General features: G+C 68.5%; 28 protein-coding genes. 16 read left to right on the top strand and 12 right to left on the bottom strand.

Translation table 11 applies throughout. From position 1 onward, the window contains the following. Positions 1-78 precede the first annotated feature (78 nt). Both HMF7854_RS05935 and HMF7854_RS05930 read left to right on the top strand, forming a co-directional pair. Positions 79-1,137 carry a polysaccharide pyruvyl transferase family protein gene (locus HMF7854_RS05935; protein WP_126718249.1) on the top strand — a complete coding sequence of 353 codons (1,059 nt, stop codon included), beginning with the start codon at positions 79-81 and terminating at the stop codon, positions 1,135-1,137. Continuing rightward, positions 1,109-2,518 carry a Coenzyme F420 hydrogenase/dehydrogenase, beta subunit C-terminal domain gene (locus HMF7854_RS05930; protein ID WP_126718248.1) on the top strand — a complete coding sequence of 470 codons (1,410 nt, stop codon included), beginning with the start codon at positions 1,109-1,111 and terminating at the stop codon, positions 2,516-2,518. The genes HMF7854_RS05935 and HMF7854_RS05930 overlap by 29 nt, the downstream gene beginning before the upstream one ends. On the opposite strand, the gene cmk is transcribed toward HMF7854_RS05930, so the two are convergent. Continuing rightward, positions 2,510-3,148: a (d)CMP kinase gene (gene cmk, locus HMF7854_RS05925; protein WP_126718247.1), complete on the bottom strand. Its 639-nt coding sequence runs from the start codon at positions 3,146-3,148 to the stop codon at positions 2,510-2,512. The genes HMF7854_RS05930 and cmk overlap by 9 nt on opposite strands. Before the next feature lie 101 nt (positions 3,149-3,249). On the opposite strand from cmk, the gene HMF7854_RS05920 reads away from it, so the two are divergent. Beyond that, positions 3,250-3,576 (top strand): FYDLN acid domain-containing protein, encoded by a 327-nt coding sequence (locus HMF7854_RS05920; protein ID WP_126718246.1) that lies wholly within the window; start codon positions 3,250-3,252, stop codon positions 3,574-3,576. Between the two features lie 131 nt (positions 3,577-3,707). After that, positions 3,708-5,135 (top strand): succinylglutamate-semialdehyde dehydrogenase, encoded by a 1,428-nt coding sequence (astD, locus tag HMF7854_RS05915; protein WP_126718245.1) that lies wholly within the window; start codon positions 3,708-3,710, stop codon positions 5,133-5,135. Positions 5,136-5,203: 68 nt separating this feature from the next. On the opposite strand, the gene HMF7854_RS05910 is transcribed toward astD, so the two are convergent. Beyond that, a complete protein-coding gene (locus HMF7854_RS05910; RefSeq protein WP_126718244.1) occupies positions 5,204-6,694 on the bottom strand; it encodes a replicative DNA helicase in 1,491 nt (496 codons plus the stop codon). 191 nt (positions 6,695-6,885) lie between these two features. Here HMF7854_RS05910 and dcd point away from each other — a divergent pair, with 191 nt between their 5' ends. Then, the gene (gene dcd / locus HMF7854_RS05905) at positions 6,886-7,440 is read left to right on the top strand and encodes a dCTP deaminase (protein ID WP_126718243.1); all 555 of its coding nucleotides are present in this window, start codon (positions 6,886-6,888) and stop codon (positions 7,438-7,440) included. Between the two features lie 55 nt (positions 7,441-7,495). Further along, on the top strand, positions 7,496-7,951 hold the full coding sequence (locus HMF7854_RS05900) for a vgr related protein (protein ID WP_126720092.1): 456 nt from the start codon (positions 7,496-7,498) through the stop codon (positions 7,949-7,951). Here HMF7854_RS05900 and HMF7854_RS05895 read toward each other — a convergent pair. After that, complete coding sequence (locus HMF7854_RS05895) at positions 7,925-8,443, bottom strand: PilZ domain-containing protein (protein WP_126718242.1); 519 nt, start codon at positions 8,441-8,443, stop codon at positions 7,925-7,927. The two genes, HMF7854_RS05900 and HMF7854_RS05895, sit on opposite strands and share 27 nt — an antisense overlap. Before the next feature lie 222 nt (positions 8,444-8,665). Between HMF7854_RS05895 and HMF7854_RS05890 the strand changes: the two genes are divergently transcribed. Genes HMF7854_RS05890 through HMF7854_RS05880 form a run of 3 tightly spaced genes read left to right on the top strand, consistent with a single transcriptional unit; the run spans position 8,666 to position 11,630 of the window. Further along, positions 8,666-10,156 (top strand): sensor histidine kinase, encoded by a 1,491-nt coding sequence (locus HMF7854_RS05890; protein ID WP_239016860.1) that lies wholly within the window; start codon positions 8,666-8,668, stop codon positions 10,154-10,156. Then, the gene (locus tag HMF7854_RS05885) at positions 10,153-10,593 is read left to right on the top strand and encodes a response regulator (RefSeq protein WP_126718240.1); all 441 of its coding nucleotides are present in this window, start codon (positions 10,153-10,155) and stop codon (positions 10,591-10,593) included. The genes HMF7854_RS05890 and HMF7854_RS05885 overlap by 4 nt, the downstream gene beginning before the upstream one ends. Further along, positions 10,593-11,630, top strand: coding sequence for a sensor histidine kinase (locus HMF7854_RS05880; RefSeq protein WP_126718239.1), 1,038 nt, complete (start codon positions 10,593-10,595; stop codon positions 11,628-11,630). The genes HMF7854_RS05885 and HMF7854_RS05880 overlap by 1 nt, the downstream gene beginning before the upstream one ends. A 12-nt stretch (positions 11,631-11,642) precedes the next feature. Here HMF7854_RS05880 and HMF7854_RS05875 read toward each other — a convergent pair whose 3' ends face one another. The 7 genes from HMF7854_RS05875 to HMF7854_RS05845 all read right to left on the bottom strand — a co-directional run bounded on the left by HMF7854_RS05875 (position 11,643) and on the right by HMF7854_RS05845 (position 19,329). After that, entirely contained in the window at positions 11,643-11,882 is a 240-nt protein-coding gene (locus HMF7854_RS05875) for a hypothetical protein (RefSeq protein WP_126718238.1), read from the bottom strand. 33 nt (positions 11,883-11,915) lie between these two features. Continuing rightward, on the bottom strand, positions 11,916-12,944 hold the full coding sequence (locus HMF7854_RS05870) for an AI-2E family transporter (protein WP_221766417.1): 1,029 nt from the start codon (positions 12,942-12,944) through the stop codon (positions 11,916-11,918). Positions 12,945-12,999: 55 nt separating this feature from the next. Further along, positions 13,000-14,247, bottom strand: a complete 1,248-nt coding sequence (locus HMF7854_RS05865; protein WP_126718236.1) for an SAM-dependent methyltransferase — start codon at positions 14,245-14,247, stop codon at positions 13,000-13,002. A 13-nt stretch (positions 14,248-14,260) separates the two neighbouring features. Continuing rightward, positions 14,261-15,607: a cryptochrome/photolyase family protein gene (locus HMF7854_RS05860; RefSeq protein WP_126718235.1), complete on the bottom strand. Its 1,347-nt coding sequence runs from the start codon at positions 15,605-15,607 to the stop codon at positions 14,261-14,263. A 35-nt stretch (positions 15,608-15,642) separates the two neighbouring features. Continuing rightward, positions 15,643-16,308, bottom strand: coding sequence for a spermidine synthase (locus HMF7854_RS05855; protein ID WP_126718234.1), 666 nt, complete (start codon positions 16,306-16,308; stop codon positions 15,643-15,645). Beyond that, positions 16,305-17,321, bottom strand: a complete 1,017-nt coding sequence (locus HMF7854_RS05850) for a 2-oxoacid:ferredoxin oxidoreductase subunit beta (protein ID WP_126718233.1) — start codon at positions 17,319-17,321, stop codon at positions 16,305-16,307. Before HMF7854_RS05850 ends, HMF7854_RS05855 begins: the two co-directional genes overlap by 4 nt. 79 nt (positions 17,322-17,400) lie before the next feature. Then, positions 17,401-19,329 carry a 2-oxoacid:acceptor oxidoreductase subunit alpha gene (locus tag HMF7854_RS05845; protein WP_126718232.1) on the bottom strand — a complete coding sequence of 643 codons (1,929 nt, stop codon included), beginning with the start codon at positions 19,327-19,329 and terminating at the stop codon, positions 17,401-17,403. Positions 19,330-19,448: 119 nt separating this feature from the next. Here HMF7854_RS05845 and HMF7854_RS05840 point away from each other — a divergent pair, with 119 nt between their 5' ends. From HMF7854_RS05840 to HMF7854_RS05820, 5 genes are all read left to right on the top strand, one after another. Then, positions 19,449-20,384 (top strand): alpha/beta hydrolase, encoded by a 936-nt coding sequence (locus tag HMF7854_RS05840; RefSeq protein ID WP_126718231.1) that lies wholly within the window; start codon positions 19,449-19,451, stop codon positions 20,382-20,384. Next, positions 20,381-20,851, top strand: coding sequence for an RNA pyrophosphohydrolase (locus tag HMF7854_RS05835; RefSeq protein WP_126718230.1), 471 nt, complete (start codon positions 20,381-20,383; stop codon positions 20,849-20,851). Before HMF7854_RS05840 ends, HMF7854_RS05835 begins: the two co-directional genes overlap by 4 nt. Positions 20,852-21,081: 230 nt before the next feature. Further along, the gene (locus tag HMF7854_RS05830; RefSeq protein WP_126718229.1) at positions 21,082-22,290 is read left to right on the top strand and encodes a hydrolase; all 1,209 of its coding nucleotides are present in this window, start codon (positions 21,082-21,084) and stop codon (positions 22,288-22,290) included. Next, positions 22,287-23,303, top strand: coding sequence for an arginine N-succinyltransferase (locus HMF7854_RS05825; RefSeq protein ID WP_126718228.1), 1,017 nt, complete (start codon positions 22,287-22,289; stop codon positions 23,301-23,303). The genes HMF7854_RS05830 and HMF7854_RS05825 overlap by 4 nt, the downstream gene beginning before the upstream one ends. After that, positions 23,303-24,553 (top strand): N-succinylarginine dihydrolase, encoded by a 1,251-nt coding sequence (locus HMF7854_RS05820; protein ID WP_126718227.1) that lies wholly within the window; start codon positions 23,303-23,305, stop codon positions 24,551-24,553. The genes HMF7854_RS05825 and HMF7854_RS05820 overlap by 1 nt, the downstream gene beginning before the upstream one ends. A 350-nt stretch (positions 24,554-24,903) precedes the next feature. Here HMF7854_RS05820 and HMF7854_RS05810 read toward each other — a convergent pair whose 3' ends face one another. Beyond that, positions 24,904-25,236 (bottom strand): hypothetical protein, encoded by a 333-nt coding sequence (locus HMF7854_RS05810; RefSeq protein ID WP_126718226.1) that lies wholly within the window; start codon positions 25,234-25,236, stop codon positions 24,904-24,906. Between the two features lie 59 nt (positions 25,237-25,295). Further along, the gene (locus HMF7854_RS05805) at positions 25,296-25,556 is read right to left on the bottom strand and encodes a hypothetical protein (RefSeq protein ID WP_126718225.1); all 261 of its coding nucleotides are present in this window, start codon (positions 25,554-25,556) and stop codon (positions 25,296-25,298) included. A gap of 199 nt (positions 25,557-25,755) precedes the next feature. Here HMF7854_RS05805 and HMF7854_RS15710 point away from each other — a divergent pair, with 199 nt between their 5' ends. Both HMF7854_RS15710 and HMF7854_RS05800 read left to right on the top strand, forming a co-directional pair. Beyond that, positions 25,756-25,908: a hypothetical protein gene (locus HMF7854_RS15710; RefSeq protein WP_185829177.1), complete on the top strand. Its 153-nt coding sequence runs from the start codon at positions 25,756-25,758 to the stop codon at positions 25,906-25,908. A 103-nt stretch (positions 25,909-26,011) separates the two neighbouring features. Next, entirely contained in the window at positions 26,012-26,866 is an 855-nt protein-coding gene (locus HMF7854_RS05800) for an outer membrane protein (RefSeq protein WP_126718224.1), read from the top strand. Positions 26,867-26,943: the final 77 nt, after the last annotated feature.

The raw sequence follows: 26,943 nt of genomic DNA, 5'->3' as shown, positions 1-26,943 counted from the left end.
ACCTCGGGTCGGCGTATCTCGGAGCCGATCAACCCCGACTGGCGGGAACCGCGCCGTGCGACCCGCATTCATCTGCTTATGCTGGGTCGCAAGTCGGTGGGGGTCCTCACCTTTCACAAGTGCATCAACTACGGGTCCTACTGGCAGGCGCGCTGCATGGTCGACGGGCTAGAGGCGCGCGGCTTCCATGGCACGCTGCTCGACCATGATTGCGAGCGGGTGACGCTGGCGGAGTACCGCTGCGCGCTTCAGCCGACCTTGCCGGTACCAACCGGGCGCGCGCATTTCGGAGCCTACGCGACCAAGGTCCGCAACTTCCTCGACGCCTTTCGCCACCTGCCGCGGACCGAACGCTTCGGGCTCGACGACCCAGGCAGCGCGCAGCCGTTCGAGACGGTGGTGGTCGGCAGTGACGAAGTATGGAACCTTCGCCACCCCTGGTACGGCGGCAAGCCGATTTTCACCGGTGTCGGGCTGCCGGCCGAGCGGCTGGTCAGCTATGCCGCGAGCTTCGGCAACCACGATGCTGCCTGGGGCATACCCGACCACTACGCCGAACGGCTGAAGCGGTTCGACCACCTCTCCGTCCGGGACGAGAACAGCCGCTGCGCAGTGGCGGCGAGCACCGGCCGCGAGCCGGCGATGGTGCTCGATCCCGTCCTTCAATTCGGTCGGCCTGCGCCAGTTGGGAGTGGCGGCTATCTGCTGGTCTACGGCCACAGCTTTCCCGACTGGTACGCCGCCGCGGTGCGCGCCGCCGCCGACCGGCACGGCCTGCGGGTGCTGAGCTTCGGCTACCGCAACGACTGGGCCGACGAGCAGAGGGTCGACGCCGGGCCGATGGATTTCCCGGCGGTGGTCGCCGGAGCGGCGGGTGTTGCCACCAACTTCTTCCACGGCTGCGTCTTCGCGCTGCTGCACGACAAGCCGTTCGTCACCACTGCCACCGAGTACCGCCGCAACAAGCTCAACGACCTCACCGCCGACCTCGCCGCCGCGCGCCATCTGGTCGACGAGCGGATCGGCCACGACGAGTTCGATGCGCTGCTGCTGAGCCCGCTCGATCGCCGCATCGGCGAGCGGATTGCCGAGCGCCGCCAGGAGGGTCATGACTATCTCGACGCCGCGCTCGGCTGAGCCGGCGATCAGCCCGGCGGACATGGTCCGCTCCTCGCTTTGCATCGGCTGCGGCAGCTGCGTCTCGGTCGAGCCGGAGGCAGTGGTCCGCTTCGACCGCTACGGCCAGTACAAGCCCGACGGGCCGGACAGCTGGTACCATCGCCGCAGCGCCGATCTTGCCCGCCGCTGCCCCTTTTCGCCCGGTGCCGCCAACGAGGACTTGCTGGCGTGGAGCCGCTTCGCCGCAGCGCGTTCCGCGGACGGGCGGATCGGGCGTTTTGAAAGCGCCTGGGTCGGTGCCGCCGCCGAGCCGCCCTTCCGCGCGCAGGGCAGCTCGGGCGGTCTCGTCAGTTGGGTCGCGGCGGATCTGCTCGCCTCGGGCGTGGTCGACGGGGTGGCGCATGTCGTCCCGACCGACCCGACCGAGACCGGCCGCTTCTTCGACTATCAGATCAGCCGTAGCCGCGAGCAGCTGCTGGAAGGCGCCAAGTCGCGCTACTATCCAGTCGAACTCAGCCGCGTACTGCGCCAGATCCGCGCGACGCCCGGCCGCTACGCGATCGTCGGCGTGCCCTGCTTTATCAAGGCGGTCCACCTCGCCCGCCGCGCCGAGCCGCTGCTGGCCCAGCGCATCACCCACACACTGGGCCTGTTCTGCGGGCACATGAAGAGCGCCCGGCTGGTCGAGAGCTTCGCCTGGCAGCTGGGCGCGCCGCTGGAAGCGGTTCGCGCTGTCGACTATCGGCTGAAGGACGAAGGACGGCCGGCCAACTGGTACCGCGCGCACCTCGACCTTGCTGACGGATCGGCGCGCGGCGAGGACTGGTGGAATCTCGCGGACGGCGATTGGGGCGCGGGCTTCTTCCAGAACCCGGCGTGCGACAGCTGCGACGACGTGGTCGGCGAGACGGCGGATATCGCGTTCGGTGATGCCTGGGTCGAGCCGCACTCGTCCGACGGGCGCGGCACCAACGTCGTGATCGCCCGCTCGCGCGGGTTCGACGCCATGCTCCGCCGCGGCATCGAGGAGAGCCGGCTGGTGCTGGAGGAAGTGGATGCCGACTATATCGCGAGGACCCAGGCCGCCGGGCTCCGCCACCGTCGCGAGGGTCTCGCCTACCGCCTGACCTGGGAGCGCGACGGGCCGGTTCGGCCGGTCAAGCGGGTTGCGCCCTCGGCCGAGCTGCCGCTCAGGCGCAAGCTCGTCTACCGGATGCGTGCGGCGATCGCCCGCAACAGCCATCGGCTGGCACTGCTGGCGCACCGGACGGGGCGGACCAGCCTTTACACGGCGTGGGCGCGACGATCGCTCAAGCTCTACCAGGCGCTGGCCTGGTCGGCGGGGCCACTGGGCAAGCCATTCGATCGCTGGCTCGGGCCGCCGAGGACTTCAGACTAGGGCGGCCTCCGCGAGCTGGATTGCCCGCGCCTTGGCGGCGGCGATGTCGAGCTCGCTGGTGTCGAGCAGGATGGCGTCCTCGGCCTGGCGCAGCGGCGCGGCGGCGCGGTGGCTGTCGCGCTCGTCGCGCGCGCGGATGTCGAGCAGCACGTCGGGCAGGTGCGCGGGAAGGCCGCGCTTCTCCAGCTCGGCCAGCCGGCGCTCGGCCCGGACTTCGGCGCTGGCCGTGACGAACAGCTTGACCCGCGCATCGGGAGCGATGACCGTCCCGATATCGCGCCCGTCGAGCACTGCGCCGCCCGGCTGCCCGGCGAACGCCTGCTGCCGTTCGAGCAGCGCCGAACGGACCGCCGGATAGGCGGAGATGCGGCTGGCGATGCCGCCGACCATCTCGCTGCGGAGCTCGGGATCGCCGCTGTCGAGGTTCAATTCCTGCGCGGCGCGGAGGGCCGCGAACTCGCTGTCGGGGTCGCCGCCCCAGCGTAGCAGGGCCAGCGCGACGCCGCGGTAGAGCAGGCCGGTATCGAGGTGCGGCAGGTCGAAATGGGCGGCGAGCGCCCGGGCGACGGTGCCCTTGCCGCTGGCGGCGGGGCCGTCGACGGCGATGACGAGGGGGGCGCGGGAAGTCACGGGTGCCGGCTTTGACAGCGCCCCTCCCCTATGGCAAGGCGCCGCCGATTTCCGCGCACGCCGTTGGCCGCGCGGTTCAATGAATTCATCGGAGACTGTTCATGGTGAAGCCCGAGTGGGGCCACAAGCGGACCTGCCCCAAGTGCGCGACGCGTTTTTACGACCTTGGCAAGGATGATCCAGTCACCTGCATTGAATGCGGCACCGCCTTCATGCCGGAGCCGGTGCTGAAGTCCAAGCAGCCGCTGCCGTTCGAGGCGGCGACCACCACGCAAGCGCCTGCCGCGCGGGAGAACGAGGATCTCGGCGCCGAGGATCTCGCGATCGACGAGGACGAGGAGCCGAGCGCGGACGACGAGGTGGATCTCACCACCACCGATGACGACGACCTGGGCGTCGGCACCGGGGGCGAAGACGAGGAACATTAATCGTCGCGCGCCTGCCGCGCCGCTGAAGAAAAGGGTCGCCGGTCACCGGCGGCCCTTTTGTTTTGTCCGTTGCCGCCCGCAACTTGACCGCCTGAGGCCATAATGTAGGGCCAGCGCCAAGCGGAGGGTTGATGGCGTCTTCACTGATCTCCTACGAGCCGGCAACCGGCGCCGAGCTCTGGTCGGGCGAGACGGGCGACGCCGGTGCGGAAGTCGCCCTGGCGCGCGCCGCCTTCCCCGACTGGGCCGCCCGCTCCGTCTCCTACCGAACCGAGAGCCTGCGCCGCTTCGCCAACGTCGTCCGCCAGCGCGAGGGCGAGTTCGCCGATCTGATCGCACGCGAGACCGGCAAGCCGCTGTGGGAGGCGAAGACGGAGGTCGCCGCGGTCGTCAACAAGGTCGACATCTCTATTTCCGCCTACGCCGAGCGAACCCCCAAGCGGAGCCTTGAGGCGGCGCTCGGCAACAAGGTGGCGGTCCGCCACAAGCCGCATGGCGTGCTGGCGGTGCTTGGCCCCTACAATTTCCCCGCACACCTGCCCAATGGGCACATCGTTCCCGCGCTGATTGCCGGCAACGCCGTGGTGTTCAAGCCGTCGGAGAAGACCTCGGCGGTCGGCGCGCTGCTCGTCCGTTGCTATCACGAGGCCGGCATCCCCGAGGGTACGGTGCGGCTGCTGCTGGGCGGGCCGGAGCAGGGCCGCGCGCTGGCTGCCGAGGCCAACATCGACGGGCTCCTGTTCACCGGCTCCGCCCGGGCCGGCCAGGCACTCCATCGCCAGTTCGCCGACACGCCGCAGAAGATTCTCGCGCTCGAGCTCGGCGGCAACAATCCGCTGGTCGTGTGGGAAGGCAAGGACATCGCGGCGGCGGCGACGATCATCGTCCAGTCGGCCTTCCTTTCGGCCGGCCAGCGCTGCACCGCCGCACGCCGTCTGATCGTCCGCGCCGGCGAGGAGGAAGCGCTGGTCGCCGAGATCGTCCGGCTGATGGACCGGCTGATCGTCGATCATCCTCACGCCGAGCCGGCGCCTTTCATGGGCCCGGTCATTGACAATGGCGCGGCCGACCTGCTGCAGGAGCAGTTCCTCGGGCTGATGATGAAGGGCGGGCGGGTGATCCGCCGGCTTGAGCGGCCGCGCGCCGGCCTGCCCTTCCTCACCCCGGCGCTTGTCGACGTCACCGACGTCGCGGACCGGCCCGACGAAGAGCTTTTCGGGCCGGTGCTGCAGATGGTGCGGGTGGAGAGCTTCGACGAGGCGCTGGCAGAGGCCAACCATACCCGCTTCGGGCTCGCCGCCAGCCTGCTCGGGGGCAGCCCGAAGCTCTACGACCGCTTCTGGTCCGAGGTGCGGGCCGGAGTCATCAACTGGAATAAGCCGACCAACGGCGCGCCCAGCAACGCCCCGTTTGGCGGGGTCGGCCTGTCCGGCAACCATCGCCCGAGCGCCTTCTACGCGGCCGACTATTGCGCCTATCCGGTCACCAGCAGCGAAACCGAGATTGCCCGCGCCAGCATCGCCGAAGGGCTGCGCGACCCCAATCTGCTGGAAGACTGAACGGGATCGGCGGGCCGGCCGGAGGGGACAATCTTCGGCCGGCCCGCACTCCCACCCCCCGGTGAGGCCTAGTCGCGCATGTCCGGCAGATAGTCGGACTCGGCGAGATCGCTGAAGCGGGTGATGTTGCTGTCGAACTTGAGCCGGACTTTGCCGGTCGCGCCGTGGCGCTGCTTGGCGACGATCACCTCGGCGAGCCCGTAAATGCGTTGCATCTCCTCCTGCCATCCGGCGAAGTCGGGATGGTCTTCGGACGGCTGCTTGGCCTGGAGGTAATAGTCGCCGCGATAGACGAACCAGACCATGTCGGCGTCCTGCTCGATCGAGCCGGACTCGCGCAGGTCGGATAGCTGCGGACGCTTATCCTCCCGCTGCTCCACCGCGCGGCTGAGCTGCGACAGGGCGAGCACCGGCAGGTCGAGCTCCTTGGCAAGCTGCTTCAGCCCGCGGCTGATCTCAGAGATTTCCTGGACCCGGTTGCTGTCGCCGCCCTTGCCGGTGCCCGAAAGGAGTTGGAGATAGTCGACGACGATGAAGCCGATGCCCTTCTGCCTCTTCAGCCGGCGGGCGCGGGCGCGAAGCGCGGCGATCGACAGGCCGGGCGTGTCGTCGATGTACAGCGGCAGGCTCTGCAGCTCGGCGGCGGCGCGGGCGAGATTGCGGAACTCCTGCTGGCTGATCTTGCCCATGCGGAGGTTTTCCGAGCTGATCCCCGACTGTTCGGCGAGCACGCGGGTGGCGAGCTGGTCGGCGCTCATTTCCAGGCTGAAGAAGGCGGTCGGAGCACCGGCCGACTTCTCGGCCGCGATCCCGTCCTCCTGGTCGCGGAGGAAACGCTGCGCAGCGGCAAAGGCGATGTTGGTGGCAAGCGAGGTCTTGCCCATGCCGGGGCGGCCGGCGAGGATCATCAGGTCGGACGGGTGCATGCCGCCGATCTTCCCGTTGAGCGATTCCAGACCGGTGGTGATGCCCGACAGGTGACCGCCCGAGTTGAGCGCTTTCTCCGCGGTTTGCAGGGCGATCCGGGTCGCCTCGGCGAAGGCCTTGACCTTGCCCTCGCCGCCGCCTTGCTCGGCGACCTTGTAGAGCTCGGTCTCGGCGCGCTCGATCTGGGTCAGCGGGGCGACTTCCTCGCTGGTGTCCATCGCGCCCTCGACTAGGTCGCGGCCGACCCCGATCAGCGCCCGCAGCAGCGCGAGGTCGTAGATCTGCGCGGCGAAATCGCGGGCGCCGAGGATCGCCGCGCCTGAGCCGGTCAGCTGGGCGAGATAGCCGGGGCCGCCGACCTCCTTCATCGCTTCGTCCGCCTCGAACATCGGGCGGAGCGTGACCGGGTTTGCGACCATGTTGCGGTCTGTCATCCGCAGGATCGCTTCGTAGATGCGCCCGTGCAGCGGCTCGAAGAAATGGTCGGCGCGGAGCCTCAGCTGCACGTCCTCGACCAGCCGGTTGTCGATCATCAGCGCGCCCAGCAGCGCGGCTTCCGCCTCGATGTTGTGCGGGACGCTCGGCGGCTCGGGCGCGTCGGGCGCACCGGGGTGTCGGAGGATCTCGGCCATGCCCCTGTCCTACTCACCGAATGGCGGCGGCTCCAGCCCGCCACGACGAACCGAGCGGGAGAGCAATGTGGAAAACTCTGTCGATAAGGGGCGCAAGGCTCGCCAAAACCGCCAATGTGCAATCCACAGAAAAGCGGCGGGCCGTGCATCGTGCGGGTGACGCTGGCGGCAGTGCCCGCTAGCCAGCTCGAATGAGCATCTTGTCCGATCGCTGGATTCGCGAGCAGGCGCTGGAAAACGGCATGATTGAGCCATTTGTGGAGGCGCAGCGACGCGAGGGCTGCATCAGCTACGGCCTGTCCAGCTATGGCTACGACGCACGGGTCGCGGAGGAGTTCAAGATCTTCACCAACGTCGACAATGCGGTGGTCGACCCCAAGGATTTCGCCTCCAACAGCTTCGTCGACCGCAAGACGGACGTGTGCATTATTCCGCCCAACAGCTTCGCACTGGCGCGAACCGTCGAGTATTTCCGGGTTCCTCGCGATGTGCTGGTCATCTGCCTCGGCAAGTCGACCTATGCGCGCTGCGGGATCATCGTGAACGTCACGCCGTTGGAACCCGGGTGGGAAGGCCATGTCACGCTGGAGTTCTCCAACACCACGCCGCTGCCGGCCAAGATCTACGCGAACGAGGGCGCCTGTCAGTTCCTGTTTCTCAAGGGCAACGAGCCGTGCGAAACCAGCTATGCCGACCGAGCCGGCAAATATATGGGCCAGCGCGGCGTGACCCTGCCGCGGCTCTAGCCCCGCTCCGGCGCCAGTGACGATCAGCCGTTCCCTGACGGTCGGCGAGCGGGCAATGGCGGCCTCGCTGTTCGGCGACGCGCTCGATCTCGACGCGGTGCGGATCGTGCGCGGCAAATGGTGGCCATTCCAGCCGCGCGATGTCATCATGGCCCCGACCGGATCCATCCACTTCCATCCCGACAATCCGCTCTGGGCCAAGGATTTCTCGACCGCGCCGCTCGGCCACCAGGGACTGGTCATGCACGAGCTGACCCATGTGCTGCAGGCGCAGCAGCGCGGGCGTTTTTACCTGCCGCTGATGCGCCATCCCTTTTGCCGCTATGGCTACAAGCCCGAGGTCGATCGGCCGTTCGGGCGCTACGGACTGGAGCAGCAGGCGGAGATCGTCCGCCACGCCTTCCTCCTCCGCCACGGTCCACGGCGCGACGACCTGCCGCTCCTCGCGGAACTGGAAACGATCCTGCCCTTCGGGACCGGCCCCTCAGCGCAGCTGGCGCAGCAGCTGTAATGCCAGATCAAGGTTCTGCAGCTTGTCACCATGCTGGGCGAGCACCAGGACGTCGGCAGTCAGCGCATCCTCCAGTTCGCTGAGCAGGCGGATGATCTCGGGCACCCGCGCCTGGGTCACGGCCGGCGTTGCATGGACGAAGGGAACGGATTCCCCCTCCCCCGCGCGCCACTGCCGGATCACTTCGTCAACCTGGTGCTGCTGGACCGACCCAATCGGCTTCAGCCAGATGTCGACCCGCTCCGGGTAGCGGAAGCGAACGCCGGTCTGACGTCCGGCCGACCAGACCACCGTTCCGACCGCCGCAAGCCGACCACGCTGGATGTTGATTTCCGATCCGACCGCGAGCCCTTCCACCCCTTCGATCATCACGCCGCTTTCCGACATGTTGCGGAGCTTGACCGGCGTCGTCGCCTCACCGCGGCGCAGGGTCGCGCCGACGAACATGCTGGTGCGCGGAAAGCCGCGAGCGTCGGACGCCTGGGGATTCATCAACCACGGTTTAGCGAGCTGTTGGTCACGCGATGGTAAATCATGCCTTCATTATGGATGAAGTCTGCTCCGCAACGCGGCCGACCCGGCGCGAAATGCGCAGCGCAACGGATGGCCAATCCCGCAAGCTGCGCATATTCGGGACGAAATCGTTGCTGCCCGCCCGGTCCGGAACCCTTCCGTCCCGGCGCGGTTCGGGCGCGAACCAGGGGGACTTCTTCTTTGCTCGACCGGCTCAACGACCGTCTGTTCAACCGGCTCGCGCTCGTCGGGCTGCTCGCCGGCTTCCTCCTGCTGATCATTGCCTTCGTGACCGTGCTGGCGAGTTCCAGCAGCAGTCAGCGGGCCACCGGCTGGGTCCGCCACACCTACCAGGTCAAGGATACGCTCAACCGCACGGCGCTGGCGATCGAGCGGACCGAGACCGCGACCCGCGGCTATCTGCTCGCCCCGAGCCCGCTGCGTGTGGTCACCGCGCATCGCAACGCCGGCCTGGTGCTGCCCGGCGTCGACCGGCTGAAGGAGCTGACCCAGGACAATCCCGGGCAGCAGCGGCAGATCGCCCTCCTTCGCGCCAAGATGGCCGACCAGCTGGCGACTGACATCGACATGCTGCGACGCGCGGTCGCGGGAGACCTCGCCGGCGCACGGGAGGAATTCGCCGAACGGGTGAAGGTTCGCCAGATCGACCAAATCCGCGCGCTGGAGGCGCAGATCGAGGATGCCGAAAACCGGCTTCTGGTGCAGCGACAGGCGGTCGAGCAGGAGCGCCGCAATCAGCTCAACCTCATCCTCGCGCTGCTCGGCCTGCTGATGATGGTCCTCGGCGCGGCCACGTTCGTGATCGTCCGCCGCTACACGCGAGACCTGACGCGCACCCGCGACCGGCTGAACCTGCTCAATGCCGATCTCGAGGGCGAGGTGGGGCGGCGGACCGCCGACCTCACCCGCGCCAACGAAGAGATCCAGCGCTTCGCCTACATCGTCAGCCACGACCTGCGTTCACCGCTGGTCAACGTGCTGGGTTTCACGGCCGAGCTCGAGCAGGCCAACAAGGCAATCGGCGGACTTGTCGAGCGTGCCGAGCAGGAGGCTCCGCAGTTGCTGACCGAAGACGTCCGCTTCGCCCGCGAGGATCTGCCCGAGGCCATCGGCTTCATTCGCTCGTCCACCCAGAAGATGGACCGGCTGATCAACGCCATCCTCAAGCTGTCGCGCGAAGGCCGGCGCAACCTGTCGCCGCAGCCGCTGGCGATGGATGCGGTGATGAGCGAGATCGTCGCCAGCCTCGAGCAGCGGCTCGCCGCAAAGGAGGCCGAGGTGAGGATCGAGGCGCCTCTTCCGGACCTCGTCAGCGATCGTATCGCCATCGAACAGATTTTTTCCAACCTCCTTGAAAATGCGGTGAAATATTCCGATCAAGAGCGCGCGCCGAGGATCGTGGTGTGGGGTCGACGGGAGCGCGAGAGGCTGATCTACGAGGTGGAGGACAATGGCCGCGGGATCGATCCACGAGACCATAGCCGGATTTTCGACCTGTTCCGCCGCTCGGGCCAGCAGGACCAGGCGGGCGAAGGCATCGGGCTGGCCCATGTGCGGGCACTCATATACCGGCTGGGCGGACTGATCGACGTGAATTCCGAGCTGGGCCGCGGGTCGACCTTCACGGTGCGCCTGCCGGCCGAGTTCAAGGATGAGGGGGACAAGAAGTGAATAGCCATCGGCCGGTCAACATCGTCATGATCGAGGACGACGAGGGACATGCGCGCCTGATCGAGAAGAACATTCGTCGCGCCGGGATCAACAACCCCATCTGCCACTTCACCGATGGTACCAGCGCGGTCGAATATTTGTTCAACCATCCGGAAGGCCCGGCGAAAAACGGGCCGGCGCTGGTGCTGCTCGACCTCAACCTGCCGGACATGAGCGGGACCGACATCCTACAACGGGTCAAGAGCGACTCCGCGCTGCATCGGACCCCGGTGGTGGTGCTGACGACAACCGACGACAAGGTCGAGATCCAGCGCTGCTACGACCTCGGCTGCAACGTCTACATCACCAAGCCCGTGAACTACGAGAGCTTCGCCGACGCGATCCGCCAGCTCGGCCTGTTTCTCTCCGTCATCCAGGTTCCGGACATCGACGCCTGATGCAGCAGCCGCGCCGCATTCTCTACATCGATGACGACGCCGGGCTCCGTCGCCTGGTGGAGAAGCTGCTCGGCCGCCGCGGGCACACGGTGGTCACGGCCGCCACCGGCGACGACGGGGTCGCGCGGGCCCGCGAGGGCGGGTTCGACCTGATCGCAGTCGACCATTACATGCCCGGGATGGATGGGCTGGAGACGCTCCAGGCCTTGCGCGCGTTGCCGGACGGGCCGCCAGTCGTCTACGTCACCGGTTCGGAAGAGAGCAGCGTCGCGGTCGCCGCGCTCAAGGCGGGCGCCGCGGAATATGTCGTGAAGTCCGTCGGTGACGATTTCGTCGACCTGCTCGAGCGGGCCTTCTCGCATGCGCTCGCGACGCTCCGGCTCGAACGCGCCAAGGCCGAGGCGGAGGAGGCGCTGGTCGCGTCCAACCTGCGGCTCGAGACGCTGCTGCGCGAGGTCAATCACCGTGTCGCCAACTCGCTCCAGCTCGCCGGGACAATGGTCGGCATGCAGGCTCGGCTGCTGCCCGAGGGACTGGCGCGCGACGCGCTCGACGATACCGAGCGGCGGATCCAGGCGATCGCGCAGGTCCACCGCCGTCTCTACGCCAGCAGCGACGTGCAGTCGGTCGCGATGGACGAATATCTTGCCGCGCTGGTCGCCGAGCTGGAGGAGACCTGGTCGAGCAGTCACGCGCCGCGCCACATTCGCCTGACCGCCGAGCCGCTCCAGCTCGAGGCCGACAAGGCGCTGAGCCTCGGCGTGATCGTCAACGAGTTGGTCAGCAACGCCTGCAAATATGCCTATTCGCCCGATGACGCCGGCGAGATCCGGGTGAATTTCGGACGCACCGGCGAGCAGCATTTCCGACTGTGCGTCGAGGACGACGGGCGCGGGATCGAGTTGGGTACGGCGCCGACCGGAACCGGGCTCGGGACGCGGCTGATCACCGCCATGGCCAAGTCGCTCGGCGGCCCGGTCGAATATGACCGCAGCCATCGCGGTGTCCGCGCGACGCTCGAGGCAGCAATCGCCTGAGCGCGGCGGCGGTCAGGCGTGCAGTCCGCCCGCCGCGTTTAGCACGATCCGTTCCACGCCGTTCTCTTTCAGCGACACCGACCCTTGTGCCAGCTTCGGCGCGATCGGCGCTCCGTAGTGCTCAATGGGCGTACGGCCGGTGAGAAGCCCGCGCAGCACCCTGCTCGAGATGCCGTGCATGACGACCAGGTGCGTGGCCGCTCCATAGACCGTCTCGCCATGGCGAAGGATGAGGAAGCGGCCCGCATGCATGTCGCCCCGGCTAGCCGCTGCTGGCAGGCGTCGCTAGCCCGCCTTCCCCTCGCCCGGAATCGGCGTCGGAGTATCCAGCGCCTCCTGAACGTAGAGGCGCTTCACCATCACGTAGATCACGACGGTGAGCGGGGCGGCGAAGACGATCCCCATCGGCCCGAACAAGGCGCCGGCTGCGAGCAGCGAGAAGAGGAGGATGAAGCCGGGCAGCTCGACCGCCCACTGCTGGATCATCGGCTGGATCGCATAGCCTTCGATGTTCTGGATGCCGACGTAGAGCAGCAGCGTCCACAGCGCGAGCTCGGGGCTGATTGCGAAGGAGAGAAGGATGCCGGGAATGGCCGACAGGATCGGGCCGGCGAAGGGGATGAACTCGAGCAGTCCCGCCAGCAGGCCGAGCGCGAGGAAGCTCGGCACGCCGAGCAGCCACAGGCCTAAAGTGGTGAGCAGCCCGATCAGCAACATGGCAATCAGCTGCGCCTTAAGCCACAGCCGAAGCGCGCGGCCGCTGTCCTCGAAGCTCTGCTGCGCGATTCTCCGCTTGCCTTCGGGGATGAGCTTGAGCGCGCCTTCTTGGTAGAAGCGCGGCTGGTTGGCGAGGAAAATGCCGCCGACCACGATCAGCAACGTGTCGGTGAAGCCGCCGCTCAGTGACATGAGGAAGCTGGTGACCTTGCTCATCACTCCGCCGGTAGCGCCGCCGCCGGTGAGGTTCTGCAGCGGCACTTCGATGCCGTAGTGCGAGAGCCGGCTCTGCACCGCCTGCCACGCCTGCGGGATGGCCGCCCGCAGCGTCTCGGCTTGGCTGACCACCTGCGCGCCGAACAGGAACCCGGCCCCGATCACGATGCCAAGCACCAGCAGTACGGAGATAACGAGCGCGGCGCTGCCGCCGACGGGGACGAAGCGGCGGATCGTGTCCGCCAGCGAGCGGAACAGCGCGGCGATGACGACCGCGCCGAAGATCATCAGCAGGATGTCGCGCAGCTGCCAGACCAGGAAGGTCAGCGCGAGCAGACCGATGACGATCAGGGTCCGGCGGATGAAGGAGGCGTCGCTCACGGCGTTGTCATGGTCCATTGCAGGGGCGAACCGTCCAGCGCCGCGCGCGTTCCGGTCAGGCCTTGCGCAGCGTCACCTGAGCGACGTCGATCCCCTGGCCGCGGAAGCCGCCCTCGCAGTACATGAGATAGTAGCGCCACAGGCGGTGGAAGTCGTCGCCAAAGCCGGCGAGCCGGCCATCCGCCGTCGCCGCATCGTAGCTGGCGCGCCAGCGGCGGAGCGTCTCGGCATAGTTGAGGCCGAAGCCGTGGCGGTCCTCCCAGCTCAGCCCGCGCCGTGCCGCCAGCGACTGGAACCGCGGCTCGTCGAGAAGCATCCCGCCTGGGAAGATATAGGCCTGGATGAAGTCCGCGCTCGCCGCGTAGCGTTCGAACAGCTCGGGACGGATCGAGATGAACTGGAGCGCGGCGCGGCCACCGGGGCGAAGCGCGCCGGCGATCGCCTCGAGGTAGGCGGGCCACCAGCGCTCGCCGACCGCCTCGACCATCTCGACGCTGGCGACCGTATCGAAGGGTTCGCGAATGTCGCGATAATCCTGCAGGCGGATCTCGATACGATCCTGCAGTTGCGCATTGGCAATGGTTCGATCGGCCCAACCTTTCTGCTCGGCAGACAAGGTCAGTCCGACGACGCGGACGCCGCGCTTTGCGGCCTCGATCGCGAGCGTGCCCCAGCCGCAGCCGATCTCGAGCAGCCGGTCGCCGGGCCGGAGCTCGAGCCGGTCAAGTAGCGCATGAACCTTGCGCAGCTGGGCCGCCGCGAGCGGTTCGGCCGGGTCGGCGAACAGCGCGCTCGAATAGCTCATCGTCGGGTCGAGCCAGGCGGCGTAGAAGTCGTTGCCGAGATCGTAGTGCGCGGCGATGTTCTCGCGCGCGCGGACCCGTCCATTGTCGCGCAAGCCATGGGCGAGCCGGTTGACCCAGCGGGCGGGGCCCTTGGCGCGGGCGGTGCCGCCGAGGCTCGCGGCGTTGCGCATGAAGAGGTCGAACAGCGGCACCGGGTCGGGCGAGCTCCACTCGCCGCGCTCCCACGCCTTGTACCAGCCTACGCTGCCCGAGATCGCGAGGCGGACGAGCGCCATCCAGCTGGCGAGCTGCACCACCGCGACCGGGCCCGGCGCGCGGAAGCCGAGGTCGCGCCGCTCCCCGCTCGGGAGCGTGGCATGGATCCCGCCCTCCGCGAGGCCGGCATCGACCCGGTCGAGGACCCGCGCGAAGCTCGGCGCGACGGCGCGCGAGAGCAGACCGCCACCGGTCGCGAAGCCGCGGTCCGCCCGCACCAAATGCTCGCCCCGCGATGCCATGGGGCGGCCCTTATCAGCGGTTGCGGGCGTCGCGAAAGGCCTGAAGCGCGCGCTCGCGGGCCTCGCGGTGCGGGATGAGCGGCTCGGGGTAGCCCGCCGGCGCGAGACCGCGGGCGTGGGGATCGTGGATGTCGCGGTCGGATAGGTCCGCCAATTCCGGGACCCAGCGCCGGATATAGTCGGCGGCGGCGAACTTCTCCGACTGGAGCAAGGGCGCCATCACCCGGTAGAAGGGTTGGCTGTCGAACCCGGTGCCGGCGATCCACTGCCAGTTCTGGCTGTTGTTGGCATAGTCGGCGTCGACCAGCGTGTCCCAGAACCAGTGAGCGCCGAGCCGCCAGTCGAGCAGCAGATGCTTGACGAGGAAGCTGGCGGTGATCAGCCGAACGCGGTTGTGCATCCAGCCGGTCGCCCACAGCTGGCGCATCCCGGCGTCGACGATCGGGTAGCCGGTGCGACCCCGCGACCAGGCGGCGAAATCCCTGTCCGAGCGACGATGCTTCAGCTTGAGCGGGCGCTGCTCGCGGTTGCCCAGCTCGGGATCGGCAAGGATGATGTGGCGGGAGAAGTCGCGCCAGGCGAGCTCGCGGCGGAACTTGTCGTCGGCTCCGTCGGACAGGCCGTGCCACAGCTGGCGCGGGCTCAGTTCGCCGAAGTGGAGGTGCGGCGAGAGGTTGGACGTGCCGACTTCCGAGGGCAGGTCGCGCCGTTCGGCATAGGTCTCAACCTCGGCGGCGAAGCGGTGGAGGTGATCCTGCGCACCCGCCTCGCCCGGCGACCAGACGTCGAACCCGGTCGCCCAGTTCGGCCGCGTGGGGAGCAGCTTCCAGTCGGCAAGCCGATCGCTCCGGGGCAGCTCCGGAGGCGCGTTGAAGCGCTTGGGCGCCGGCAGTGGCTCGGGCGGTGGCAGGTCCTTGCTCAGCGCGCGATAATAAGGACCGAAGATCTTGAAGCTGCCGCCGGAGCCGTTGCGGAAAGCTTCCGGCTCGTGAAGCACGTCGCCCTCGTGCAGCGTCAGACGGGCGCCAAGCTCCGCTTCGGCTGCCCGCCACCAAGGTTCGTAGTGGCGCGCCGCGTGCACCGTCTCGGCGCCGAGCTCGTCCATAACCGCGCACACCACCTCGGCGGAACGGCCGCGGCGAAGGAGCAGAGTGCCGCCCTTCTTCTTCAATTCGGCGCCGAGCGCCTCGAGGCTGTGGTGGAGCCACCAGCGCTGCGCGCCGCCGATCGACCAGTCGTTCGGCGTTTCGTCATCGAGGACATAGAGCCCCACGGTCGGCCCGCGTTCGGCGGCGGCGGCGACGGCGGGCTGGTCGGCAAGGCGGAGGTCCTGGCGAAACCAGATCAGCGAGCTTGGCATGGCCGCCCGACGTTCAAGCCTATTGCCCGGTTCCGTCAGCGCGGGCGCGCGAACCAGAGGTGGTGCCGCGGCCCCTTGCCGTTGGAGCGGGCGCGGACGACCTGCTCCTCGACCTCGAAACGAGCGCTCCGCAGGGTCTTGGTGAACCGGTCATTCGAGGCGGCGGACCAGATGGTCAGGACACCACCGGGACGTAGCGCGGCGCGAGCCATCGCCAGCCCGCCCGGCTCGTAAAGCCACTGGTTCCCTGCCCTGACCAACGCATCGGGACCATTGTCGACGTCGAGCAGGATGGCATCCCATCCCCCCGCTTCCATGGGGATCGCCACATCGCCGATGGCGACGGTCACGCGCGGATCGTCGAGGCAGCCGGCGGTGAGATCGGCCATTGGACCGCGCGCCCAGTCGACGATCGCCGGGACCAGCTCCGCCACCGTGACGCGGGCGTCCTTCGGCAGCCGGGCGAGCAGGGCACGCAGGGTGAACCCCATACCATAGCCGCCGATCAGCCAACGCGATCCCGCGAGCCGAGGCAAGCGGTCCGCCGTCATGGTCGCAAGCGCCTCTTCGGAGCCGGACATGCGGGTGGACATGAGCTCGTCCCGCTCGAGCAAGATCATATGATCATCGCCGCGGCGGTAGAGTCTCATCTCGTCGCCTCCGGGGATCTGGGTGGTGGCGATGAGGGTGCGCGGGATCATTCGGCTCTGGGTTCCTTCTCGACCTGCCAGGTCTGACCCTTGCTGACGAGCTTCTGCAGGTCGGGAGTCTTGCCGGCGGCGGCAGCCGCGTTTTGCTCGACGACCGCGCTCTCGAAGGTCGGGGCGGGGTCGTCGTAGATGACTCCGAGCGCGACCGGGAAGCCTTCGCCCGGCATCTCGACCAGCATGTGCGCGATGGCGCGGTTCTGGGCATTGTGCGTGAGCACCGCGGGATCGTCGCCGGCGACAACCTTGAGAGTCAGCAGCTCGGTGTCGAGCGCGATGCCCTTAGTGCCGCCCGCGAAGACCATCTTCTCGCCGTGCTTCAGCCACAGCTGCCGGTCCGCCGCAAACTCCTTGGCGGTGAACGGCGCGAACACGTCGTCGTTGTAGACGACGCAGTTCTGGAAGATCTCGACGAACGCAGCGCCCTTGTGGGCATGGGCGGCCTTGAGCACGTCGGGCAGGTTCTTGTGGACGTCGATACCCCGCGCGACGAACCGCGCCCCGGAACCCAATGCGAAGGCGCAGGGCCGCGCGGGCCGGTCGACCGAGCCAAACGGGGTCGACGGGCTGCGCGTCCCGATCCGGCTGGTCGGCGAATACTGCCCCTTGGTCAGGCCGTAGATCTCGTTGTTGAACAGCAGGATCTGGCAGTCGAGATTGCGCCGCAGCACATGCATCGTGTGGTTGCCGCCGATCGACAGCGCATCGCCGTCCCCGGTGATGATCCACACGTCGAGCTCGGGATTGGCGAGCTTCACCCCCGTGGCTACCGCAGGCGCGCGGCCGTGGATGGTGTGAAAGCCGTATGTCTCCATGTAATAAGGGAAGCGGCTGGAGCAGCCGATGCCCGAGACGAATACCGTCTTCTCCCGCGCCAGCCCGAGGTCCGGCATGGTGCGCTGCACGGCCTTCAGCACCGCATAGTCGCCGCAGCCCGGGCACCAGCGCACTTCCTGGTCGCTCGCCCAGTCCTTTGCGGTCGTGGCGACGCTGGTCATTTCGTTCATCAGGCAATTCCGTGCAGGTAGACGATGAGGAGGACGATCACGACCAGCATGAGGACCATCGGGACAACATTCATCGGCTTCATGCCAGCGCGCTCCCGGGGATCGGCTCGATCTGGTCCGGCGCAACGCCGTCCAGCGCCTCGTCGATCGCGGCCATGATCTCGACGATGCGGAAGGGCTGGCCGCTGACTTTGTTGAGCGGGCGCGCGTCAACGAGATACTGGTCGCGCAGCAGCGTCTTGAGCTGCCCCATGTTCATCTCGGGCACCAGGATCTGGTCGAACCCGCGGAGCAGGTCGCCGAGATTCTTGGGCGCGGGCCAGATGTGGCGGATGTGGATGTGGCTGACGTCCTGGCCGGCCTTGCGCGCGCGGCGCACCGCTTGGTGGATCGGCCCGAAAGTCGAGCCCCAGCCGACCACCGCGAGCCGGCCGGAGGGGTTGCCGAGGCAGACCTCCTGGTCGGGGATGGTGTCGGCGATGCCGAGCACCTTGGCGGCGCGCAGCTGGGTCATCTCGCTGTGGGCCTGGGGCGAATAGTCGATGTCGCCGGTGCCGGGCCTCTTCTCGATCCCGCCGATGCGGTGCATCAGTCCGGGAGTGCCCGGCTTGATCCACGGCCGCGCGAGATTGTCGTTGCGGGCGAACGGCTGCGGCTTCTCGCCCGCGGACGGCGCCTCGTCATGGAAGGTCACCGGAAAGGGCGCGTAGCCGCTCATGTCCGGCACCTTCCACGGCTCGGCGGCATTGGCGATATATCCGTCGGTCAGCAGCATCACCGGCGTCATGTAGTGGACCGCGATGCGGCACGCCTCGATCGCGCAGTCGAACGCGTCGGCGGGCGAACGGCAGGCGATGACGGGGAGCGGCGCGTCGCCGTTGCGGCCATAGACCGCCTGATAGAGGTCCGACTGCTCGGTCTTGGTCGGAAGACCCGTCGAGGGCCCGCCGCGCTGCGAATTGACGATCACCAGCGGAAGCTCGGTCATCACCGCCAGCCCGATCGCCTCGGTCTTGAGCGCGATCCCCGGACCCGACGAGGAGGTCACGCCGAGCTGCCCGGCGTAGCTGGCGCCGATCGCCGCGCAGACCGCCGCGATCTCGTCCTCCGCCTGGAAGGTGGTGATGCGATATTCCTTCAGCCGGCTGAGGCTGTGGAGCAGCGGCGACGCCGGCGTGATCGGGTAGGATCCGAAGAACATCGGCAAGCCCGCCAGCTCCGCACCGGCGACCAGCCCGAGCCCGAGCGCCTCGGCTCCCGTCACCGTCCGGTATAGCCCCGGCTCGGCCGGCGCCGCGGCGATCCGGTGGGGGTGGATGTGGCTCCCCATCTCGACCGTCTCGCCATAGGCGTGGCCGGCATTCAGCGCCGCGATGTTGGCCTCGGCGAGGTTGGGTGCCTTGGCGAACTTGGTCTTGAGCCAGTCGACGATCGGCTCGCGGCTGCGGTCGAACATCCACAGGGCGAGGCCCAGCGTCCACATGTTCTTGCAGCGCAGCGCTTCCTTGTTGCCGAGCCCGAACGGCTTCACGGCATCCATAGTGAACTGCGAAATGTTGAAGTGGACGAGCTGCCACTTCGCCAGGCTGCCGTCCTCCAGCGGGTTGGCGTCATATCCCGCCTTGGCAAGGTTGCGCGCCGTGAACTCGCCCTCGTCGGCGATGATCAGCCCGCCCTCGCGCAGCTGGTTGACGTTCACCTTGAGCGCCGCGGGGTTCATCGCCACCAGCACGTCGGGCTGGTCGCCGGCCGTCTCGATCGCGCTCGAGCCGAAGTTGATCTGGAAGGCCGACACGCCGAAGGTCGTGCCCTGCGGGGCACGGATCTCGGCCGGGAAGTCGGGGAAGGTCGCGAGGTCGTTGCCGGCCAGCGCGGTCGACAGGGTGAACTGACCGCCGGTCAGCTGCATGCCGTCGCCGCTGTCGCCGGCAAAGCGAACGACGACGGCTTCGAGCGGCGGATGCGCGGCGGCTTCTTCGGGGGTGAGCAGATGGGTGGCCGAGGCCATGCGAGTTCCCGCTGAAATGAGAATGTTCGGGCCCGACCTTAACGCCTCGCCCCCATTTTTGCGAGGACAATGGCGCACTGTGCTGGAAAGCCGCGTCGGGTCGGCCTAGTCGGTCCGCCATGACCGATCAACCCGTCCGCCCCGACGTCCGGGGCCTGCTCGACCAGATGGCCGCCGCCAATTCGCCACGCGCGGTCGACGTCTCGCTGGAACAGGCGCGCGGCATGATGCACGCCTCGCGCAGCCTGCTCGACGCGCCGACCGGGCCGCTGGCGGTCCTACGCGACGTCGACAATGGCCCCTGCCCGTTGCGCCTGTTCGACGTCCGGGCGGAGCGTGGACCCGGCCCCGTGCTGGTCTTCTTCCATGGCGGCGGTTTCGTGCTCGGCGACATCGACACGCACGAGCCGCTGTGCGCCGAGATTGCCCGTCTGCTCGACCTGCCGGTGGTGTCGGTCGGCTATCGGCTCGCCCCCGAGCACCCTTTCCCCGCCGGCGTCAGCGACGCGATCGCGGCAGCACGCTGGGTGGCGGGCAGCCCTGCCGAGCTTGGCCGCGAAGCGACCGGCCTGATCCTGGCCGGCGACAGCGCGGGCGGCAACTTCACCATCGTCACCGCGCTCGCGCTGCGCGACGAGCCCGCCGCGGTGCCGGTGCTCGCGCAGTGGCCGATGTACCCCGCCGCCAACCCGACCCAGTTCTATCCGAGCATGGATGCCTATGGCGAAGGCTTCCTCCTGTCGCGCGAGAGCATGGACTGGTTCAGCAGCTGCTATGCCCCGGACCCGAAAGACTGGCGCTACGATCCCCTTCACCAGGACCAGCGCGGGATGCCGCCGACGCTCGTGGTCACCGCCGGGCTCGACCCGATCCGCGACCAGGGCCGCGCCTATGCCGCGGCCTGCGCCGCCGCGGGGGTCGATACCATCTATCTCGAGTGCCCGGAGACGATCCACGGCTTCTTCAGCCTGCGCAAGGCGCTGCCGAGTTCGCAGGCCGACCTGGAGCGCTGCGCCGCGCACCTGCGGGTCATGCTGAAAGGAGCGAAGGAATGAGCGGTCAGGACGGCTATCGGCGCGGGGTCGGCGTGATGCTGCTCAACGCGTCCAACCAGGTCTGGGTGGGCTTGCGGATCGATAACACCGACGAGGCCTGGCAGATGCCGCAGGGCGGGATCGACAAGGGCGAGGAGCCGTGGGCGACGGCGCTCCGCGAGCTGGAGGAGGAGACGGGGATCCCGCCGCACCTGGTCGAGCGGCTCGACTCCCATCCGGAGCGACTGACCTACGACCTGCCGGCGGAGCTTCGTTCGAGCCTGTGGGGCGGCAAGTGGAAGGGACAGGCGCAGGACTGGTTCCTGTGCCGCTTCCTCGGCACCGACGCGGACGTGAATATCGCCACCGCGCACCCCGAGTTTCGGGCGTGGAAATGGACCGCGGCGGACTCGCTGCCGGACCTCATCGTGCCGTTCAAGCGCGATCTCTATCGCTGCCTGGTGGGTCACTTCCAAGCTTATTTCTGAGGTCGGATGGCCCCTCCACCATTCGGCTGCGCCGAACGGTCCCCCTCCCCGCAAGCGTTGCTCGCGGGGAGGAATGATGGTCTTTCTCGTGCCTCCCCGTTGCGCAGCAATGGGGAGAGGGGGACCGTCCCGCGCAGCGGGATGGTGGAGGGGCCATCCCCCGGCGGGAGCGCAATGGTCGCAGGGCCACCCCCTCGCCTTCCGTTTCGGGTCCGGCTAGAGCAGCCGAAATGGGAGGATTGAGCCAGATCGAGCGGGCGGCCGTGGACCGCGCCGGGGCCGAGCCGATGCTCGCGCAGGTGGAGGCCTGGTCCGCGATCAACAGCGGGACCGCCAATCTCGACGGGCTGGCGAGGGTCGCCGGGCTGCTTGCCGATGCCTTCGCCGCGCTGCCGGGAGCGCTCGAGCAGCGCGATCCGGCGCCGGTCGACACGATCGAGCCGGACGGGCGGCGGCGCGAGGTCGCGCACGGGCGCAACCTCCACCTCGTGGTCCGACCCGACGCGCCGCTGCAGCTACTGCTGACCGGGCACATGGACACGGTCTACGGCCGTGACCACCCGTTCCAGGCGCTGCGCTGGCTCGACGAGCGGACCCTGAACGGCCCCGGGGTCGCCGACATGAAGGGCGGTCTCGCGGTGATGCTGGCAGCGCTGAAGGGCATCGAGGCGAGCCCGCTCGCGGACCGCATCGGCTACGAGGTCGTCGTCAACAGCGACGAGGAAACCGGGTCGGCCGGTTCCGCCGCGCTGATCGCCGCGGCCGCCCGCGGCAAGCGCGCGGCGCTGACCTACGAGCCCGCGGCGCTGCCCGACGGGACGCTGGCGGGCGCGCGGCCGGGGAGCGGCAACTTCAGCTTCATCGTCACCGGCCGAGCCGCGCATGCCGGGCGCAACCCGGAGGACGGGCGCAACGCGCTGGTCGCCGCCGCCGACCTCGCGCTTCGGCTCGATCGCGCCAAGGGGACGCGCCTCTCGGTCAACGCCGCGCGGATCGATGGCGGCGGGCCGAACAATGTCGTTCCCGACCATGCCGTCCTTCGCCTGAACTGCCGCCCGGCGACGCTGGAGGACCAGCAGCGCGCGCAGAGCCTGATCGACGCCGCGGTGGCGTCGGTCGCCGGCGAGCATGAGGTGGCGATCCACATCCACGGCGGGTTTGGCCGTCCGCCCAAGCCGCTGACGCCCGCCGCCGAGGCGCTGTTCGGGCTGGTTCGCGACGCCGGCGCCGACCTCGGCCAGGCGATCGCCTGGCAGCCGAGCGGCGGGGTGTGCGACGGCAACAACATCGCCGCCTGCGGGGTGCCCGTCGTCGACACGATGGGCGTGCGTGGAGGCAAGATCCACTCGGGGGAGGAATATCTGATCGTCGACAGCCTGGGCGAACGCGCCGCCTTGTCCGCGCTGACCATCTTGCGCCTGGCGGGGAGCGGCGAATGAGCTTTCGCGTCCGCCCCGCCCGTCCGGCCGACTTCGCCGCCATCTACGAGATGGCGAAGCTGACCGGCGGCGGTTTCACCAACCTGCCCGCCGACAAGGGCGTGCTGGTCGAGAAGATCGCGCGCAGCGAGGAGAGCTTCGCCAGCGCCGAGGAGCAGCAGCGCGGCGACCTCTACCTGTTCGTGCTGGAGGATCCCGAGCGGCGGCTGATCCGCGGCACCTGCCAGGTGTTCGGCGCGGTCGGCACCGATCGGCCCTTCTACAGCTATCGCATCTCGACCCTGACCCAGCACAGCCAGGAGCTGGGCAAGACCTTCCGCAACCAGACGCTCAACCTCACCACCGACCTCGAAGGCTGCTCGGAGGTCGGAGGGCTGTTCCTCCACCCGGGCGAACGGGCGGGCGGCTGGGGCGCGCTGCTGGCGCGGAGCCGTTACCTGTTCATCGCCGCGCACCGCCAGCGGTTCGGCTCCTGCGTGCTGGCCGAGCTGCGCGGGGTGATGGACCAGGGCGGCCACTCGCCCTTCTGGGACGCGCTGGCCGGCCGCTTCTTCGGCATGACCTTTCCCGAGGCCGACGCCTTCAATGCGGTGAACGGGACCCAGTTCATCGCCGACCTGATGCCCAAGACGCCAGTCTATGTCGCAATGCTGCCCGACACGGCGCAGGCGGTGATGGGCCAGCCGCACCCGACGGGCCGCGCCGCGCTCAGGATGCTGCAGGAAGAGAATTTCAAGTTCGACTGCTACATCGACATCTTCGACGGCGGTCCGACAGTGACCGCGAGCGTCGACGACATCCAGACCATTCGCGCCCGGCGCGAATTCAAGCTCGCCGAGGTGGCCGAGGACGGCAGCCACAAGATGATCGTCTCGGCCGGCCGGCTGACCGACTTCGCCGCGACCTTCGGCCATGTCCGGATCATCGACGAGGGCAGCGCCGCGCTCGACGCTCGAGCGGTCAAGCTGCTCGGGATCGAGCCGGGACAGACTTTCCACGCCGCGCCGCGCTGATGCCGCTGGTTGAGATCAACTTCGACGGAATCGTCGGGCCGAGCCACAATTATGCCGGGCTCAGCCTCGGCAATCTCGCTTCCGCGCGCAACGCGGGACAAGCCTCCCAGCCTCGCCGGGCGGCGCTCGAGGGGCTGGAGAAGATGCGTGCCAACCTCCGGCTCGGGCTGGCGCAGGGCCTGTTCGTCCCCGCCCCGTGCCCGAACCGCGGCTGGCTCGCGGAGCTCGGGACCAGCGTCGAGGCGGCCGAGCCGGTGCTGCGCGCCAACGCGCTGTCGGCGAGCAGCATGTGGGCGGCCAATGCGGCGACGGTCTCGCCCGCGCCGGACACGGCGGACAGGCGCTGCCACCTCAGCGTCGCAAATCTTCGGACCATGCCGCACCGCAGCCACGAATGGCCGTCGACGCTGGCGCAATTGCGGCTCGCCTTCGCCGACCCGGGTTCCTTCGCGGTGCACGGGCCGGTGCCGCCCGCGTTCGGCGACGAGGGCGCGGCCAACCACATGCGGCTCTGCCCCCGCCACGGCGAGCCGGGAGTCGAGCTGTTCGTCTACGGCACCGCCGGCGGCGCCTTCCCCGCCCGCCAGCATGCCGAGGCGTGCCGCGCCATCTCCCGCCGCCACCGGCTCGATCCGGAGCGCACCCTGTTCGTCGAGCAGAGCGAACAGGCGATCGCCGCGGGCGCCTTCCACAACGATGTCGTCGCGGTCGCCAACGAGCGGGTGCTGTTCGCGCACGAGCAGGCGTTCGCCGACAAGAGCTTCGTCGAGCGCTGCGCCGCGCTGGTCGAGGGGTTCGAGCTGGTCGAGGTTCCCGCCGCCGAGGTCCCGCTGGTGGACGCGATCCGCTCCTACCTGTTCAACGCGCAACTGGTGACGCTGCCCGACGGCGCGATGAGCCTGATCGTGCCCGAGGAGGCGCGCGAAACGGCGAGCGTGTGGGGCTGGCTCGAGCGGCATCTCGCCTCCAACGGCCCGATCCGCCGCGTCGAGGTGGTCGATGTCCGCCAGTCGATGGCCAACGGCGGTGGGCCGGCCTGTCTGCGGCTGCGAGTGGTGGCGGACACAGCGCTGGTCGACCCTCGCTTCCTGGTCGACGAGGCCAGGCTCGACCAGCTCGCGGGCCTGGTCGAGCGGCACTGGCCGGAGCGGATCGCGCCGGCCGACCTGGCGAACCCCGAGCTGTGGCACGAGGTCGAGTCGGCCCGCTTCGCATTGCTCGCCGCGCTGAACCTGCAGGAGCTCGCCTGAGCGTCGAGTAAATTGACAGTTAGCGGCTTTGGTTAACACAAGAATGGCGGAACTGCGCCGCTGGCATAACGTTTGCTTAACCATGGCGATGGGTAAGCGCATAGTTCGTCTGTTCACGATCAAGACCCGCACCGAGGCCTGGCTGGTGATCTGGGCCATCGCGCTCGGCGCGGTCGAGCGCGGTCGTCACTACATGGAGATGTACCCGGGGGTCGGCGGCCAGCTGCTGGCGGTCGCCTGTACTGGTGTGGTGTTCCTCGCCGGTGCGCGGCTGCTGGACTCGGTTCGGCCGGCGGCCCCGGGGATCGCCCCCGGCCCCTATGCGGCCGCTCTCCGCCCCGTCCGGTCGGCTAGTCGTAGTCGACGAACGTCACGCCATCCGCGCGGCGGACGAGCGTCACCGATTTCACTTCGCAGAGATTGACGTCCCGCCACACGGCCTCCCCACCACCGACGAAGGTGGCGCGCAGGTCGAACCCACATTCATGCTCGGCGATGCTGGGTCGGATCGTCGCCCGCTGGCTGAGCCCGGGCGCCAAGCTGCGCCATTCACTTGCCCCGACGCGACGAATGAACAGGCCGCTCATGTCGGCCCCGGCGGCGTTGACGATCGCCAACCCAGGCGCCGCGGCCATCGCCGCGGTGGGGATCGTCAGCAGTGCGAGGGCAAGACCACGGCGCATTCCCCATCTTAGCCGATTTCGGCTCGTCGATGAAGAGGCACGCCCTGCCGGGCGGAGGGTCAGGCGGCGCGAGCGGTAAAGATCGGCTGGCCGCGCCGCCCGGTGAACCGGTGCGAGCTGGCGAACGAGCCGCGTGCATAGGTTTCGGTCAGCGGCAGCGCTGTCGAGCAGAAGGCGCACTCGGCGAGCAGCCGCCCGATATGCCAGTGCGTCCGCCCGCAACCCGGGCAGTGGTTGATCTCGTTCTCACGATACACCGCATGATAGCCCCGGGCAGCCGGGTTGAAGAAATCGCGGTGGGCCTCGATTGGCATGTGCATGGGACCGTCCCCTCAAGCTCGTTTCGTGGGTTCAACGGGCGATGAGTCGTTCGGTTTCAAGGATGAGGTGATATCCGGGCTTCTGTCACTCCGATGTCACATCCCTGTCCCGCAGGGGGACGCTGTGGATATTTACCGTTGCTAAACCTTCTGCCCGTCATGGTGCCCCGTCTGACCAGAATGGACGAGGGCTGTGAGGATGGAATCGAACTCTCGCTACTATCAGCGCCGCGCGGTAGAGGAACGCCTCGCCGCCCAGCGGTCGATCACCGAGGAAGCCCGCGCCTGGCACGCGCAGCTCGCGATCCAGTTCGCCGAGCGAGCCGCGGAAAACCGACAGGTTGCCGCATAACGAAACGGGTCCGCAACAGAATCTTCTTGGTTGATCAGCTCCTCTTTTGATAGGGGATCCCCGTCAGCGGCGCCCGGTGTCGCTTGCATCGGGGGATATTTCAATGACGCGCAAACTGGCCCTGCTGGCGCTCGCCACCAGCCTGCCGTTCACGCCCGCCTACGCGCGGGACAATAGTGCTTATGTCGGTGTCGAAGGGGGTGCGCTGTTGGCGCGCAACCAGCATGTCGACCTGTCGACGGCGACCACGACGACGCCCAACGGGCTCAACGTCCGCTACAAGAAGCCGGGCCTCGATCTCGACCTGAAGGGCGGATACGACTTCGGGCTGTTCCGCGCGGAGATCGAGGGCGGCTACAAATATGCGAGCGTCGACGAGCTGAGCGGCGCGGCGGTCGGCAACACCACCCGCGACGGACGCGGCCACACCAGCGTCGTGTCCGGCATGGGCAACCTCCTCGTCGACCTCGGTCCGGACGATGGCGCCAACTTCTCGCTCGGCGCCGGTGCCGGCTGGGCCCGCGCCAAGCTGTCCCACATCGCCCCGAGCGGCTCGACCGCCAGTGGCGCGGACGAGCGCGACAGCGGGTTCGCCTGGCAGCTGCTTGCGGAAGCGCGCTACCCCGTCACCGCCCAGATGGATGTCGGGCTGAAGTATCGCTACTTTCAGACCCGTCGCCTCCGCTTCGACAATCTGTTCAACACGGCCACGGCGCCGACCACCGGGCGCGACCGTTTCCGCTCGCACTCGCTGCTGCTGAGCTTCGTCTATAATTTCAACGTGGCCGAGCCGGCTCCGCCGCCGCCTCCCCCGCCGCCACCTCCGCCTCCGCCTCCGCCACCGGTGGAGACGCAGACCTGCTTCGACGGGTCGGTGCTGCCGGTCACCGCAGTGTGCCCGAGCCCGCCGCCTCCGCCCCCGCCACCCCCACCGCCGCCCACGCAGGAGCGCGGCTGAGGCCGGACGAAGATCGGCCAGACGGGCGGGGAGCGATCCTCGCCCGTTTCCATTTCTGTGCGGTCGTCGGAGCGCTT

The sequence above is a fragment of the Sphingomonas ginkgonis genome (assembly GCF_003970925.1).
Classification (GTDB): Bacteria; Pseudomonadota; Alphaproteobacteria; order Sphingomonadales; family Sphingomonadaceae; genus Sphingomicrobium; species Sphingomicrobium ginkgonis.
This window is presented reverse-complemented; position numbering and strand designations above follow the sequence as displayed.

Coding starts and splice junctions, on each gene's coding strand:
- HMF7854_RS05935 (WP_126718249.1), top strand. CDS start 79: ATGCTGGGTCGCAAGTCGGTGGGGGTCCTCACCTTTCACAAGTGCATC.
- HMF7854_RS05930 (WP_126718248.1), top strand. CDS start 1,109: ATGACTATCTCGACGCCGCGCTCGGCTGAGCCGGCGATCAGCCCGGCG.
- HMF7854_RS05920 (WP_126718246.1), top strand. CDS start 3,250: ATGGTGAAGCCCGAGTGGGGCCACAAGCGGACCTGCCCCAAGTGCGCG.
- astD (WP_126718245.1), top strand. CDS start 3,708: ATGGCGTCTTCACTGATCTCCTACGAGCCGGCAACCGGCGCCGAGCTC.
- HMF7854_RS05910 (WP_126718244.1), bottom strand. CDS start 6,694: ATGGCCGAGATCCTCCGACACCCCGGTGCGCCCGACGCGCCCGAGCCG.
- dcd (WP_126718243.1), top strand. CDS start 6,886: ATGAGCATCTTGTCCGATCGCTGGATTCGCGAGCAGGCGCTGGAAAAC.
- HMF7854_RS05900 (WP_126720092.1), top strand. CDS start 7,496: ATGGCGGCCTCGCTGTTCGGCGACGCGCTCGATCTCGACGCGGTGCGG.
- HMF7854_RS05895 (WP_126718242.1), bottom strand. CDS start 8,443: ATGAATCCCCAGGCGTCCGACGCTCGCGGCTTTCCGCGCACCAGCATG.
- HMF7854_RS05880 (WP_126718239.1), top strand. CDS start 10,593: ATGCAGCAGCCGCGCCGCATTCTCTACATCGATGACGACGCCGGGCTC.
- HMF7854_RS05875 (WP_126718238.1), bottom strand. CDS start 11,882: ATGCATGCGGGCCGCTTCCTCATCCTTCGCCATGGCGAGACGGTCTAT.
- HMF7854_RS05865 (WP_126718236.1), bottom strand. CDS start 14,247: ATGGCATCGCGGGGCGAGCATTTGGTGCGGGCGGACCGCGGCTTCGCG.
- HMF7854_RS05860 (WP_126718235.1), bottom strand. CDS start 15,607: ATGCCAAGCTCGCTGATCTGGTTTCGCCAGGACCTCCGCCTTGCCGAC.
- HMF7854_RS05855 (WP_126718234.1), bottom strand. CDS start 16,308: ATGATCCCGCGCACCCTCATCGCCACCACCCAGATCCCCGGAGGCGAC.
- HMF7854_RS05850 (WP_126718233.1), bottom strand. CDS start 17,321: ATGAACGAAATGACCAGCGTCGCCACGACCGCAAAGGACTGGGCGAGC.
- HMF7854_RS05845 (WP_126718232.1), bottom strand. CDS start 19,329: ATGGCCTCGGCCACCCATCTGCTCACCCCCGAAGAAGCCGCCGCGCAT.
- HMF7854_RS05840 (WP_126718231.1), top strand. CDS start 19,449: ATGACCGATCAACCCGTCCGCCCCGACGTCCGGGGCCTGCTCGACCAG.
- HMF7854_RS05835 (WP_126718230.1), top strand. CDS start 20,381: ATGAGCGGTCAGGACGGCTATCGGCGCGGGGTCGGCGTGATGCTGCTC.
- HMF7854_RS05830 (WP_126718229.1), top strand. CDS start 21,082: ATGGGAGGATTGAGCCAGATCGAGCGGGCGGCCGTGGACCGCGCCGGG.
- HMF7854_RS05825 (WP_126718228.1), top strand. CDS start 22,287: ATGAGCTTTCGCGTCCGCCCCGCCCGTCCGGCCGACTTCGCCGCCATC.
- HMF7854_RS05820 (WP_126718227.1), top strand. CDS start 23,303: ATGCCGCTGGTTGAGATCAACTTCGACGGAATCGTCGGGCCGAGCCAC.
- HMF7854_RS05810 (WP_126718226.1), bottom strand. CDS start 25,236: ATGCGCCGTGGTCTTGCCCTCGCACTGCTGACGATCCCCACCGCGGCG.
- HMF7854_RS05805 (WP_126718225.1), bottom strand. CDS start 25,556: ATGCACATGCCAATCGAGGCCCACCGCGATTTCTTCAACCCGGCTGCC.
- HMF7854_RS15710 (WP_185829177.1), top strand. CDS start 25,756: ATGGAATCGAACTCTCGCTACTATCAGCGCCGCGCGGTAGAGGAACGC.
- HMF7854_RS05800 (WP_126718224.1), top strand. CDS start 26,012: ATGACGCGCAAACTGGCCCTGCTGGCGCTCGCCACCAGCCTGCCGTTC.